Below are 13,692 nucleotides of genomic sequence, written 5' to 3'. Positions count from 1 at the left end.
ACCGGAAGGAATGTTGTGCGGGTCAGCCTCAAGGACGTCGCCGCGCGTGCGGGCGTGTCGATCAAGACCGTCTCGAATGTGGTGAACAACTACCAGCACGTCACACCCGCGATGCGCGAGCGGGTGCAGCAGGCCATCGACGAGCTCGGCTACCGGCCCAACCTCACCGCGCGGCACCTGCGTCAGGGGCGGACGGGCATCATCGCCCTCGCCCTTCCCGAGCTGGGCAACCCGTACTTCGCCGAGCTCGCGGCCGCGGTGATCGACGCCGCCGCCCTGCACGACTACATCGTGCTCCTGGACCACACGGGCGGCCGGCGCGAACAGGAGGTCCTGGTCAGCCAGGGTTTCCGCGCCCGCGTCATCGACGGCCTGATCCTCAGCCCCATCGAGCTGGAGGCGGAGGACCTCCGTGAGCGCACGGAGAACGTGCCTCTGGTCCTGCTCGGCGAGCGCCACTACGACCTGCCCTACGACCACATCGCGGTGGACAACGTCGCGGCGGCCCGTACCGCCGTGCGCCATCTCATCGATCTGGGGCGTCGCGAGGTGGCGTTCATCGGTGCGCGCCGCGGCCACAGCCAACCCGCCCATCTGCGTCTTCAGGGGTGGCGCGAGGAGCTTCTCTCGGCAGGCCTGTCCGTGGACGACGGGCTGATCGCGACGACCGAAGGGTGGGGGCACGCGGACGGCGCGGCGGCGATGACCCGGATCCTGGAGACGGGGCGCCGGCCCGACGCCGTGTTCGCGTACAACGACCCCATCGCCATCGGAGCGATGCGGGTGCTGTCGGAACGCGGCATGCGCGTACCCGAGGACGTCGCCGTGGTCGGCTTCGACGACGTCGTCGAGGGGCACTTCGGGGCGGTCACGCTCACCTCCGTGTCGCCGGACAAGGAGGCCATCGCGCGGATGGCGGTGGAGTCGGTCCTCGCCCGGCTCAGCGGCCAGGCGCCCGAACCCCGCCGTGTCTGGGCGGACTACCGGCTCATCGCGCGCGAGAGCACGCTGGGGCGGAGCACGTAGGCAGGGCGGAGCACGCAGGCAGGGCGGCGGGAGCGCGTGCCCGTTCCGCCGGCAGGGGGACTTCCCGCCGGAATTCCCGACCGGGCATCCGCCGGTGACCGACGGATATCGAAAGACCTGAGCAGATACCTGTACCGGCCCCTTACAACGTTGTAATGTCCAGGCGTCCGCAGCTGCCGGTCTCCGGCTCCGTCGGCGCCCCGCCGGCATCGCCCGCGTCCGGCGCCGGACAGAGCCCGGCCCTCACCCCCGCGAGGAGCCCATGTCTTTCGCCGTCCCCTTCCCGGCACCCTTCGGCGCCACCCCCTCGGGCCTCCCGGTCGAACGCTGGACCCTGCGCAGTGCGAGCGGAGTCGAGGCCGCCGTGCTGACGTACGGCGCCGTACTGCACTCCCTGCGCGTCCCCGGCCCCGAACGCCGGCCGCCCGCCGAGGTCGTCCTGAGCCTCCCCGACGTGAAGCACTACGCCACCCACGGCGCGTATCTCGGCGCCGTGGTGGGGCGGTTCGCCAACCGCATCGCCGCGGGCACGTTCACGCTGGACGGAACGCGGCACCACATCCCCGGCAACGACCGGGGCAACTCGCTGCACGGCGGAGCAGACGGGTTCGACCGCCGGTTGTGGCGTGCCGAGCCGTGCGAACGGCCGGACGGCGCCGCGAGTGTGCGGCTGAGCCTGGACAGTCCGCACGGCGACCAGGGCTTTCCCGGTTCGCTCCAGGTGTCCGTCACGTACACCCTCGCGTCCGACGGATCCCTGACGCTCGACTACCACGCCGTCACCGACCGCCCCACGCCCGTCAATCTGACGCACCACGCCTACTTCAACCTCTCCGGCAACCCGGACCGAGGAGTACTCGACCACCTGCTGACGGTGGACGCCGCCGCGTATCTGCCCATCGACGCGACGGGCCTCCCGCTCCCCGGGGCACCGGCACCGGTGGCCGGCTCACCGTTCGACTTCACCCGGGCGCGGCGGATCGGCGCACGGATCGCCGACACCGACGAGCAGTTGGCGCGAGCCGGCGGCTACGACCACTGCTGGGTGCTCGACGACCGCGACCGTCCCTGCGGTGAGGGGCGGGCGGCCCTGCGCCGTGCGGCCCGCCTGGAGGACCCCGGCAGCGGGCGCGTGCTCGAGGTGCACACCAGCGAGCCGGGCCTCCAGGTCTACGCCGGACAGCAACTCGACGGCGGCTTCGGCGACTTGCTGGGCCGCAGGCTGGGCGCCCACTCGGGCCTGTGCCTGGAGACGCAGCACTTCCCCGACTCCCCCAACCGTCCCGACTATCCGAGCACCGTCCTGCGCCCGGACCAGGCCCTGCGCAGCCGGACCGTACTCGGCTTCCCGCACCTCACAGCGGTCGCACGTTGACCGCGGTCGGGCGGCCCGCCCGAATCACAGGGCGGTCACGTCCCGCACAAGGGCTTTACACCCTCCTTTCAACGATGTAAAAACTCCTGCGGGCGGACCAGTCGAAGCTCTCGCCTCGTCGAGCCGCATACTCGCCGCCCTCGCTGCTCCCTGCCAACTCTCCGTCGCCGCGCCACCCGGATCGGGGTCACCATGAAGCACTTCGCCCACCGCCGTCACCTCACCGCCCGCCCTGTGATCGTGGCCCTGGCCGCCGCCATGGCCCTCACCGCCTCCGGCTGCGCCAAGTCCGAGGACGACGCCGCGAACAAGTCCGACTCCTCCGCGTCGGCAGCCGACGCGGGCCAGAAGGTCGTCACGCCGAAGCCCGGCAGCAAGGGCTGCACGATCGACGCGTACGGCGGCAAGAAGCTCGACCTCAAGAACGCCACGGTCGGCTTCTCCCAGTCCGAGAAGGAGGCCAACCCCTTCCGGATCGCGGAGACGGCCTCGATCAAGGCCGAGGCGAGCAAGCGCGGCCTGAAGCTGCTCACCGCCAACGCCCAGTCTCAGTTCTCCAAGCAGATCAGCGATGTGCAGGACCTTCTCGCCAAGGGCGCCGACCTGCTGGTGATCGCCCCGCTCAACTCGGACGGCTGGGAGCCGGTGCTGAAGGCCGCCGCGGCCAAGAAGGTGCCCATCGTCACCATCGACCGCAAGATCAACGCCACGGCGTGCAAGGACTACGTCAGCTTCATCGCGTCGGACTTCGTCGACCAGGGCAAGCGCGCCGCCGACCAGATGATCGAGGCGACCGGCGGCAAGGGCGAGGTCGCGATCCTGCTCGGCGCCGCGGGCAACAACGTCACCACCGAGCGCACCAAGGGCTTCAAGGACCGCATCAAGGAGAAGGCCCCGGACCTCAAGGTCGTGTTCCAGCAGACCGGCGACTTCGCCCGCGAGAAGGGCCAGCAGGTCACCGAGCAGCTGATCCAGTCCAAGCCCGGCATCAAGGGGATCTACGCCGAGAACGACGAGATGGGCCTCGGAGCGGTCGCCGCGCTCAAGGGCGCCGGCAAGAAGGCCGGTGACGTGAAGATCGTGACGGTCGACGGGACGCGCAACGCGGTCCAGGGCATCGTCGACGGCTGGATCAGCGGTGTCATCGAGTCCAACCCGCGCTTCGGCCCGCTCGCCTTCCAGACCCTCGACACGTTCACCCAGGGCAAGGAAGTCCCCCAGGACGTCATCATCCAGGACGGGGCCTACGACGCGAAGAACGCCAAGTCGGACATCGGCAAGGCTTTCTGACACGGCTTCAGACGGGCGGGGTGGGTGGGGTTCCGGCCCGCCCCCGCCCCTGATCCGTACGTGCTCCCCTCCCCTCTCCTCTCCTAGCCCTCACCCCACTCTGGAGGCACAGGTGGCTCCCTCCGCCGAAGTCCTCACCGTCCGCGGACTCAGCAAGTCGTTCCCCGGTGTCCGAGCCCTGGACGGTGTGGACCTCACGCTGCACGCCGGTGAGGTCCACGCCCTGATCGGCGAGAACGGTGCCGGCAAGTCGACGCTCATCAAGGTGCTCACCGGTGTGTACCGGCCCGACGCGGGAGACATCACCTTCCAGGGCAGCCCGGTCTCCTTCGCCACACCGCTGGAGGCCCAGCACGCGGGCATCTCCACGATCTACCAAGAGGTCAACCTCATCCCGCTGTTGAGCGTGGCCCGCAACCTCTTCCTGGGGCGCGAGCCGCGCAACCGGTTCGGGCTGCTCGACTTCGGCCGCATGCACCGCGAGGCCGAGAAGACGCTGCGCGCGTACGGGGTGTGGGTGGACGTCCGGCAGCCGCTGCGGACACTGGGCGTCGGCGCCCAGCAGATGGTGGCCCTGGCCCGGGCCGTCGCCACCGACGCGCGTGTCGTCATCATGGACGAGCCGACCTCCTCCCTCGAACCGCGTGAGGTGGAGACCCTGTTCGAGGTGATCCGCCGGCTGCGTGCCGACGGGATCGCCGTCATCTACGTCAGCCACCGGCTCGACGAGCTGTACGCGATGTGCGACACGGTGACGGTGCTGCGGGACGGCTGCCGCGTGCACACCGGACCGCTCGCCGATCTGGACCGGCTCACCCTGGTGTCCACGATGCTGGGGCGTGACCTGGGTGAGGTCCGCAGTGAGGGCCTGACCAAATTCACCGGCGACCACCATGCCGCCGGCTCTGAACCCGTGCTCAGCGCAAGCGATCTGACCGTTCCTCATAAGCTGCACGGCGTCTCGCTGGACATCCGTCCCGGCGAGGTCGTCGGTCTGGGAGGGCTGCTGGGGTCGGGGCGCACGGAGACCGCGAAGGCGATCTCCGGCGCCCTGGCGTCGAAGGCGGGCAGCGTCACGGTGGCCGGCGTCCCGCTGCGCGCGGGATCCACGCCCGCCGCCATCCGCGCCGGCATCAGCCTGCTGCCCGAGGACCGCAAGAGCGAGGGCATCGTCCCCGGGCTCTCCGTCCGCGAGAACATCGCCCTGGCCGCGCTGCCGAGGCTCTCCCGCTTCGGTCTGGTCTCCGAGGCCCAGGTCGACAAGATCGTGGACACCTTCGTCAAGAGGCTCCGCATCAAGGCCTCTTCCCCGTACCAGAAGGTCGGTGAGCTGTCCGGAGGCAATCAGCAGAAGGTGCTGCTGGCCCGATGGCTGGCCATGAACCCGAAGGTGCTGCTCCTGGACGAGCCCACGCGCGGTATCGACGTGGGCGCCAAGGCCGAGGTGCAGAAACTGGTCGACGAACTGGCCGAGGACGGCCTCGGTGTCCTGCTCATCTCCTCCGACCTGGAGGAACTCATCGAAGGGTCCGACCGCGTGGTCGTGCTGAAGGACGGCGCGGTCGTCGGCGAACTGACCGGCGACGACGTCACGGAGGACAAGCTGATGCAGACCATCGCGGCGGGCAGCCCCGCCCCCGGCGCCGCCGGGGAGGTGACCCGCCATGGCTGAGGCCGCGATACGGCCGGCCGCCCTCGACCGCGCCCGCGTCCTGCAGTGGATGCAGACGTACGGCGTGTACGCGGGCGTGGCCGTGCTGCTCGTCGTCAATGTCGCCGTGACCCCGCACTTCCTGTCCGCCGAGAACTTCCGGACCCAGGCCGTGCAGGTCGCGCCCGTGATCATCGTCGCGCTCGGCATGGCCCTGGCCATCGGCACCGAGGGCATCGACCTGTCCGTGGGCGCCGTCATGGCGCTCGCGGCCTCGGTCACGGCCCTCTATCTGGGGTACGGGCTCGTGCCGGCCCTGCTCACGGTGGCCGTGTTCGCCGCCGTGGTGGGCCTGGCCAACGGAGCGCTGGTCGCCTGGGTCGGCGTCCAGCCGATCGTGGCCACGCTCGCCCTCATGGTCGGCGGCCGCGGCATCGCCCTGGTGCTGCTGCCGCAGCTCAAGGACCTCCACAACCCTGCGCTCGCTTCGCTCGGTTCGGGTGACGTCCTCGGCGTCCCGTACCTCATCGTCATCGCCGCCGCGCTCGCGCTGCTGGTGGCCTTCGTCATCCGGCGCACCACCTTCGGGCGGCAGTTGCTCGCCATCGGCGACAACCGGGCGGCGGCGAAGCTCGCGGGGCTGCCGGTGCGCCGGGTCCTGATGCTCGTCTATGTGGCATGCGCGCTCCTCGCCGCTGTCGCGGGTGTGCTCGCGACCGCGCGGCTCCAGGCCAGCGACCCCACGTCGCTGGGCAATCTGATGGAGCTGTCCGCGATCACCGCGGTGGTGGTCGGCGGCACCCCCCTGAGCGGCGGCAGGGTCAACATCGCCGGAACGGTGGCGGGCGCCGTCCTCATCCAACTGCTCACCGCCACCCTCATCAAGCACGATCTGCCGCCCTCGTGGACGCAGATCGCCCAGGCCATCGTGATCGTGCTGGCGGTGTACGCGGCGCGCGGACGGGGGAAGCGATGACGGCGACCAGGACAGAAACGGAAGAGGCCGTGGCCCGTACGGAGAAGGAGCTTGCCGACGGCGCCGAGTCCGTCGGCAGCAGCCGCTCCGAGCGGCTGAGCGCGCTGGTCCAGCAGCACGGCGCGCTGGCGGTCCTCGTGATCGTGTCGGCGGTGGCGTCACTGAGCTTCGACTCGTTCGCCACCGGGGACAACTTGTCCAACATGGCGACGAGTTCGGCGTTCCTGGCGGTCGTCGCGCTCGGCATGACCTTCGTCATCATCACCGGCGGCATCGACCTGTCCGTCGGTTCGCTCTTCGCTCTGGGCGGCGTTCTGGCCGCGTGGGGTTCGCAGTACGGCACCCTGGTGGCACTCCTGCTGCCGATGGCGGTCTGCGGTCTCATCGGTGTGGTCAACGGCCTGCTGATCGCCCGCTCGCGGCTCGCTCCCTTCATCGTCACGCTGGCCGCGATGCTGGGCGCGCGCGGCCTGATGCTGTCCCTGACCGACGAGGGCGCCAACACCTATCTCGTCGCCAAGGGTTCGTTCCTCGCGGAGCTCGGTCAGGGCACGACCCTCGGCCTGGGCAACCCCGTGTGGATCACCCTGCTCCTGTTCGTGGCGGGCGCGGTGGTCCTGCGCCGCAGCCGCTTCGGCCAGCACGTCTACGCGGTCGGTGGCAACGAGGACGCGGCCGCTCTGATGGGTGCTCCCGTGGCCCGCACCAAGATCATTGTCTATACGCTCTCCGGCGTCCTCGCGGGCCTGGCCGGCGCGCTCAACGCCGCCTGGCTGGCCTCCGGCGTCACGATCCTCGGCAACGGCATGGAGCTGGAGGCCATCTCCGCGGTCGTCATCGGCGGCACGCTGCTGACCGGCGGCCTCGGCTACGTCAGCGGCTCCCTGGTCGGGGTGCTGCTTCTGAAGGTGATCCAGAACGTCATCAACCAGATCGGCTCCCTCGACTCCTCCTACCAGCAGGTCGTCAGCGGCGCGTTCCTGGCGGTCGTGGTCATCGCGCAGACGTGGCTCGGCCGCAGGCGGCAGTTGTTGTGACCGAGGGACACCGTGCCCTTACCCCGAGGTGCCCAGTGGGCGGGCCCGGGCGATCAGGAGGGCCACGTCGTCGTGGTCGTCCTGATCGCGCAGTGCGACCAGGAGGTGGTCGCAGACCTCGTCCAGGGATCCCTGCGGGTCGGAGAGCAGATCGAGCAGGGTGTTGATGCGGGTGTCTATGGCGTCGGAGCGCGTCTCGATCAACCCGTCGGTGTAGAGCACGAGTTGGTCGCCGCACTCCATCTTCACGGTCGTCTCCTGGAAGGCGATGTCGCCCACGCCGAGGGGTGTTCCGGAGGGCAGGTCGAGAAGTTCGGGGTGCCCGCCCGGTCTGACCAGGATGGGCGGCAGGTGGCCCGCGACGGCGATCCGGGCCTCGCCGCGGTGCGGGTCGTACACGGTGTAGATGCAGGTGGCGAAGGCGGGATCGAGTTCGGCGGCGGTGTGGTCGAGGTGGCGGAGCACTTCGGCCGGTGCGAGGTCGAGGTCGGCCAATGTGCGGGTGGCGGTGCGTAGTTGGCCCATGGTGGCGGCGGCGTTGATGCCGCTGCCCATGACATCGCCGATGACGAGGGCGGTCTTGTCCCCGGCCACCGGGATGGTGTCGAACCAGTCGCCGCCGATCTCGCTGGCCGACTGGGCGGGCTGGTAGCGGTAGGCGATCTCCAGACCGGGCCTGCGCGGCGGCCTGGGCGGGAGCAGGTGGCGCTGGAGGGTGAGAGCGGTGCGGCGTTCGCTCTGGTACGAGCGGGCGTTGTCGATGGCGACGGCCGCGCGGGCGGCCAGTTCGCCGGCCAGGACGACATCGTCCTCGTCGAACGGCAACTCGTTCCTCGCGCGTCCCAGGTCGAGCGCGCCCAGCACTTCACCGCGCGCGATGAGCGGCACGGCCAGATAGGAGTGAAGTCCCGCGCGGGACAGGACCCGGGCGGACTCCGGATCGGGCGCGATGCGCTGCAGGTCCGCTTCGCTCACATGCTTCACCAGCACGGGGCGCCCTGTGGTCACGCACTGGGTGATGTACCGGTCGGCCTCGTAGCTGGCGATCTGCCCGGGGGTGTCGGCGGCGTGGAGGGCGTTGGTGGAGTAGGCCGCGGTCACCGCCAGCGCCCGGAACAGAGCCGGCCCTCCGGCGGCCGGTGTGGCCTGGCGCCGGCCCTGGAGCACGGCGTCGAGTATGTCGACCGCCGCCACGTCGGCCAGCTCGGAGACGACCACCGACGCCAGTTCGTGCGCGGTCTGCTCGACGTCCAGCGTGGTGCCCACGGTCGTCGACGCGTCGGCGATGACGGCCAGACGCCGGCGGGCCCGGGCGGCTTCCTGCGAGGCCCGGTGCTGTTCGCTCACGTCCACCACGGAGATCGCCAGGCCGAGTACGCGGCCCGCCGGGTCGTCCAGCCGGTAGTAGGACACCGACCAGGCGTGTTCCACGTCGGCGGCGCCGCCAGGGCGGCCGACGGTGAATTCGTTGAGGACCGGGGTGCCCGTGGCCAGGACCTGACGCATCGTGGACGTGATGGCTTCCGTGTCCAGGAACGGAAGGGCCTCGCCGACGCCGCGGCCGATGTGCTGCTCGGCGGGCAGGGCGTTGATACGTTCCAGCGCGGGGTTGACCATCACGTAGCGAAGATTCGTGTCCAGGACCGCGAGCCCGATGGGCGACTGGGCCACGAGTTGCACGGACAGCGCGAGGTCCCGCTCGACGCGGCGCAGGAGCGCACGGTCGCTGGCGATGCCCAGAGCGTAGACGTCCCCGAGCTCGTCGTGGAGCCGCATGTTGCGGAACTCCACCAGGCGGGTGCTGCCGTCCTTGTGGCGTACGGGGAAGACGCCTGCCCAGCTCCGGCCGCTCTCCATGACCTCGGCGAACAGGCCGAGGACGAGGTCGACGTTCTCCGGGGCGACCAGAAGCTGCGCGGCACGCTGCCCGAGCGCCTCCTCGGCGGTGAACCCGAACAGTTCCTCGGCCTGGGGGCTCCACAGGCTGATCCGGCCCTGGGCGTCGACCATCACCGCGGCAACCGCCAGGGCGTCCAGAAGGCCGCCGGGCTCGGATACCGTGCCCGCCGTCAGGCTCGACCGCGACGAACCGATCGCATCCATCCAGACACCTCCCCAGAATCGCCGGGGTCCGAGGGACGGCTGAAGAAGATCAGCCCGGTTCGGGATGTCATCGACTCCATCGAGGACGAGTATTTTGTCAGCCGGAGCCCCGGCGTGTGGTGCGGTCCAGATTCTCGGCCATGCTGCCTCCAGACTCCCCACGGCATTTTATGCCCCTTTCCCGGGGAAGGTCATATGCGCTTCCTCCGCTGCTGGTGGGCCGCGCCCGCGCAGGGCCGGTGGGTCTATCGGGCGCCGGTCATCGCCAGGCCGTCGACCGCCGCGGGGGACAGTTGCGACTCCCGCAAGCCGGACAGGGGCATCCAGGTGACGGCGCTCGTGGAGTCGTCCGCCTTGGTCACCACGAGTGGGCCCGGCTTGACGTCGACGCGGTAGAAGAGCCCCACCAGATGCCAGTCGATGCCGAGCCGGTGAGCGGTGTACGACCGCGCGTCGACCAGCCGGGCGTCCAGGAGTTCCAGGCCCGTCTCCTCGTACAGTTCGCGCCCCAGCGTCTCGTGCGGCTGTTCCCCCGGGTCGATCCCTCCACCGGGCAGGTGCCACAGGCCGGGCTCGAAGACCGGTGAGCTTTCCGCGAGTTGGGTCAGCAGCAACTGCTCCCCCATGACAGCGATCGCATACGCCGAGACCCGCGAACGCATCTGACCTCCTACGTTGCACCACTCAGGACATCACCGTCCCCGATGACGGCCGATGCAGGGGAACAACCTATCGATCACACGCCCCGCGCGGTCAGGAATCACGCCGAACCCACAGAGCCCGCACAGCGCGTCAACGTGACACGCCGATCAACCACGTGCGGGTGCCGTGTCCGGTCATGGCAGAACATGGCACATCCGGGCTCGTTGAGATACCCGAGGACGTCCTCGGGTTCCTGTCGTGGCGACGGCAACCGGTGCACACCCTGAGGGCGGGTCTCCATCACGGCCCCCTCCGCGCCCTCACCGGGTACGGAGGGGGCCTTCCTTTCGTCCCGCCTTCGGGGCCGGCCCCGAAGGCATCAGCCGATCGGTTGACCCCGCTGTCGTCCGTAGGGGTCCGTAGCCGCAGACGGCAGGCCGACCGTCGAGGGCGTGACGCGGCCGGAGAATGGACTCCGGAACGGAGATCGGAGGCGCCCCCGTTCCTTCCCTATGGACTTGGAGCACCGAGATGCACGACCGCGACCGCCGACTCCTGGAGGCCGCCCGGCGCGGTGACGCCGACGAGGTACGCGCAGCCCTCGACGCCGGGGCCTCGGTGGAGACCTGCGACGAGGAACTGCGCTCCCCGCTGCTCCTCGCCGCTCTCAACGATCAGGTCCAGGCCGCACGGGTCCTGGTCTCGGCCGGAGCGGACCCGGACGCCCAGGACCGGCGGCACGACAGCCCGTGGCTCGTCACCGGCGTGACCGGCAGCGTCGCGATGATGCGCGTCCTCCTCCCGGCGGGCCCGGATGTCACTCTGCGTAACCGCTATGGCGGCGTCTCGGTGATCCCCGCCAGCGAGCGCGGCCACGTCGCGTACGTGAGGGCGGTGCTCCGGGAGACGGACATCGACGTCGACCACGTCAACGATCTCGGATGGACCGCGCTCCTGGAAGCCGTGATCCTCGGCGACGGAGGCCGCGCGCACCAGGAGATCGTGGAGCTGCTGCTCGCGGCGGGCGCCCGCCCGGACCTCGCGGACGCGGACGGCGTCACGGCCCTGGAACACGCGGAACGCCGTGGCTTCGACGCGCTCGCCGCGCTGCTCAGGGCGGCGGCATGACGGCCCGTGCGCGCGGTGTGCTCGGGGCGATGGCCGTCGTCGTCCTCGCGGCGGGGTGCACGGCGACCGGCACCGCCGACTCCACCGCGGCCCCGCCTCCGGCCGCCACCGTCACGCCCTCGGCGCCGGCACCCGCGCGGACCGCTCAAGGCACCCTGCTGGTGGCCGACTTCGGCAGCGACACGGTCACGTTCGTGGACCCGCGGCGCGGCCCACTCGACTCGGTGAAGGTGGGCACGGCACCGTACGGGCTCGTCGTCGGCGAGGACGGCCGGGCCTGGGTGGCGACGGCCGAAGGGGTGGCCGTCGTCGACACCGAGACGCGCGAGAACGTCGGCCGCATCCCGTACGCGACGGAAACCGGCCCCGCCACGACGGGCGAGTACCGCGGCGGCGGCATGGGCATCGCCCTCGCGCCCGACGGAAAGCATGTCTACGTGGGTGTCAACGTCCCGGACGAGAAAGGGGTGTTGGAGGTCGTCGACACAGCGACTCGAAAGGTCACGGACACTGTCCCGGTCGGCCGTCGCCCCTTCGATGTCGACGTCTCGCGGGACGGCGGCGAGGTGTACGCCACCGGCCACGACTCGTTCGACGTGACCGCCGTACGCGCCGACACGCTCACCGCGCGCCGTTTCGAGGTCGCGCCGTACGGCACGGAGGGCGGACTCGGCTCGTGGCTGAAGCCGCACTACGCCGCCGTGCGCGACGACGGGAAGCTCCTGCTGCCCTTCGAGGGCGAGAAGCTGGCCGTGCTCGACCCGCGCACCGGCAAGGTCGCCGTCGAGCCGATGACCGCCGACACGCACCAGCACGGCGCCCGGCTCACCCCCGACGGGACCCTGCTCGCCGTCGGCACGGGACCGATCGGCGCCGGGGACGACGACGCCTCGCTGACGATCCGTACCGCCGACGGGAAGGAGCGCGTCGTCCCCCTCGACGGCCCGCACGAGGACGTCGCCGCGTCGCGCGACGGCCGCACCGCCTATGTCACCGGGGGCTTCACCCGGGACGGGTTCTGGGACGGGATCACCGTCGTGGACCTGAGGAGCGGGGACACCCATCGGCTGCCCGCAGGCCATCGGCCGCTGGGCATCGCCGTACTGTGACCGGGCCCCGCCTCATGCGCGTCCGCCCGTGACTCAGATGCGTGACTCAGATGCGGACCGGCAGCGCGATCGGGTAGGTGCCGTCGCCCGCGAACCCGACGCGCTCGACGGCGTCCCGGTCGACGGCCAGCTCGAGGCTGTCGCGCCGCAGGAACAGCTCGTCGAGGATCACCTCGGTCTGGAGGTTGGCGAGCGCGGCGCCGATGCAGCGGTGCGCGCCGTGCCCGTACGCGATGTGCCCGGCCCCGCGCGCCGCCTCCCGTGCGAGGTCGAGCCGCGTGGCGTCGTCGAAGGTTCCCGGGTCGCGGTTGGCGGCGAGCAGACCGCTCGTCACGCCCTCCCCCTGGCGTACCAGGACGCCGCCGAGCTGCACGTCCTCGGTGGCGTACAGGGTGGCGCCGACCCGCACCGCGGACACGTGACGGAGCAACTCCTGTACGGCGCGCGGCAGTAGGTCGCGTTCCGCCCGCAGCCGGGCCGCCTCCTGGGGGTGGTCGAGGAGGGTGAGGACCGCGTCGGTGATGAAGAAGGCGGGCGGTGCGATCCCCGTGTTGATCAGCAGGAAGACGAGCGCGGTCATCTCCTGGCGTGTGAGGCGCTGCCCCTCGGCCGCCGCCGCGCTGGAGCGCAGCAGATCGGAGACCAGGTCCTCCCTGGGCGCCGGGCCACGGAGGTCGAGCAGTTCGCCGATGTACTCGGCGAGGTGGTCGATGCCGGGCAGAAAGCGGTCCGGCTCACCGGACTCGTAGTCCCTGATCCAGCCGCTCACCTTCGGCCGGTCGGCCGCGTCGACGCCGATGATCTCGCAGATGACGTCCGTCATGACCGGGTAGGCGAAGGCGCTCAGGAGGTCGAACTGGTCGCCCTTCGCGGCGAGTTCACCGGTCACGTCCTGGACGATGCGCTCGATGCGCGGACGCAGCGCGGCGATCCGGCGCGGGGCGAAGGCCCGCATCACGTGCGTGCGCAGGCGGGTGTGCTCGGGCCCGTCGACCATCACGAGGATCTCCAGGTACTGCCGGTACGCCGGCGGCAGCCCCGCGTCGTCGAGCAGTTCCGCGCCCACACCTGCGCCCCGCGCACCAGGAACCCTCACCAGGTCCCGCACGAAACGGGTGTCGCCGAGCGCCGCCTTCACCACGTCGTAGCGCGTGGCCAGCCACACAGGGGTCGTGGTCCCCGGGAGCGTCACCCGCACCAGCGGTACGCCGTGGCCGTGCGACGCCTCGTCGATCTGGGCATGGGTCAGTTCCATCGGTGCGGCGGCCGGATCGGTCATGTCCTCACTCCGTTTCGCGAGCACGTGTCCCCTGACGTGATCTCGGTCGTCAGCATCCAAGAGAACATGGGTACGA

The 13,692-nt window shown here is 70.7% G+C and carries 11 protein-coding genes; 8 read left to right on the top strand and 3 right to left on the bottom strand.

Annotated features, from left to right (window positions below):
- The first annotated feature begins 15 nt into the window (after window positions 1-15).
- The 6 genes from OHO83_RS41025 to OHO83_RS41000 all read left to right on the top strand — a co-directional run bounded on the left by OHO83_RS41025 (window position 16) and on the right by OHO83_RS41000 (window position 7,355).
- The gene (locus OHO83_RS41025) at window positions 16-1,026 is read left to right on the top strand and encodes a LacI family DNA-binding transcriptional regulator (protein ID WP_266666538.1); all 1,011 of its coding nucleotides are present in this window, start codon (window positions 16-18) and stop codon (window positions 1,024-1,026) included.
- Between the two features lie 262 nt (window positions 1,027-1,288).
- Entirely contained in the window at window positions 1,289-2,401 is a 1,113-nt protein-coding gene (locus OHO83_RS41020; RefSeq protein WP_266666540.1) for an aldose epimerase family protein, read from the top strand.
- Between the two features lie 192 nt (window positions 2,402-2,593).
- Window positions 2,594-3,691: an ABC transporter substrate-binding protein gene (locus OHO83_RS41015; RefSeq protein WP_326714660.1), complete on the top strand. Its 1,098-nt coding sequence runs from the start codon at window positions 2,594-2,596 to the stop codon at window positions 3,689-3,691.
- Between the two features lie 112 nt (window positions 3,692-3,803).
- On the top strand, window positions 3,804-5,363 hold the full coding sequence (locus tag OHO83_RS41010) for a sugar ABC transporter ATP-binding protein (RefSeq protein WP_266666544.1): 1,560 nt from the start codon (window positions 3,804-3,806) through the stop codon (window positions 5,361-5,363).
- Window positions 5,356-6,318, top strand: coding sequence for an ABC transporter permease (locus OHO83_RS41005; protein ID WP_266666546.1), 963 nt, complete (start codon window positions 5,356-5,358; stop codon window positions 6,316-6,318). The genes OHO83_RS41010 and OHO83_RS41005 overlap by 8 nt, the downstream gene beginning before the upstream one ends.
- Entirely contained in the window at window positions 6,315-7,355 is a 1,041-nt protein-coding gene (locus OHO83_RS41000; RefSeq protein WP_266666548.1) for an ABC transporter permease, read from the top strand. Before OHO83_RS41005 ends, OHO83_RS41000 begins: the two co-directional genes overlap by 4 nt.
- An 18-nt stretch (window positions 7,356-7,373) precedes the next feature.
- On the opposite strand, the gene OHO83_RS40995 is transcribed toward OHO83_RS41000, so the two are convergent.
- Window positions 7,374-9,458, bottom strand: coding sequence for a SpoIIE family protein phosphatase (locus OHO83_RS40995; RefSeq protein ID WP_266666550.1), 2,085 nt, complete (start codon window positions 9,456-9,458; stop codon window positions 7,374-7,376).
- A gap of 245 nt (window positions 9,459-9,703) precedes the next feature.
- Window positions 9,704-10,120: an NUDIX hydrolase gene (locus OHO83_RS40990; protein WP_266666552.1), complete on the bottom strand. Its 417-nt coding sequence runs from the start codon at window positions 10,118-10,120 to the stop codon at window positions 9,704-9,706.
- 511 nt (window positions 10,121-10,631) lie between these two features.
- On the opposite strand from OHO83_RS40990, the gene OHO83_RS40985 reads away from it, so the two are divergent.
- Both OHO83_RS40985 and OHO83_RS40980 read left to right on the top strand, forming a co-directional pair.
- Window positions 10,632-11,228: an ankyrin repeat domain-containing protein gene (locus OHO83_RS40985; protein ID WP_266666554.1), complete on the top strand. Its 597-nt coding sequence runs from the start codon at window positions 10,632-10,634 to the stop codon at window positions 11,226-11,228.
- A complete protein-coding gene (locus tag OHO83_RS40980) occupies window positions 11,225-12,337 on the top strand; it encodes a YncE family protein (protein WP_266666556.1) in 1,113 nt (370 codons plus the stop codon). The genes OHO83_RS40985 and OHO83_RS40980 overlap by 4 nt, the downstream gene beginning before the upstream one ends.
- 46 nt (window positions 12,338-12,383) lie before the next feature.
- Here OHO83_RS40980 and OHO83_RS40975 read toward each other — a convergent pair whose 3' ends face one another.
- On the bottom strand, window positions 12,384-13,616 hold the full coding sequence (locus OHO83_RS40975; RefSeq protein WP_266666559.1) for a cytochrome P450: 1,233 nt from the start codon (window positions 13,614-13,616) through the stop codon (window positions 12,384-12,386).
- Between the last annotated feature and the right edge of the window lie 76 nt (window positions 13,617-13,692).

Source organism: Streptomyces sp. NBC_00569, assembly GCF_036345255.1.
In the GTDB taxonomy this organism is placed as follows: domain Bacteria; phylum Actinomycetota; class Actinomycetes; order Streptomycetales; family Streptomycetaceae; genus Streptomyces.
Note: the sequence above shows the minus strand (reverse complement) of the source record. Positions and strands in the feature narration are given on the sequence as shown.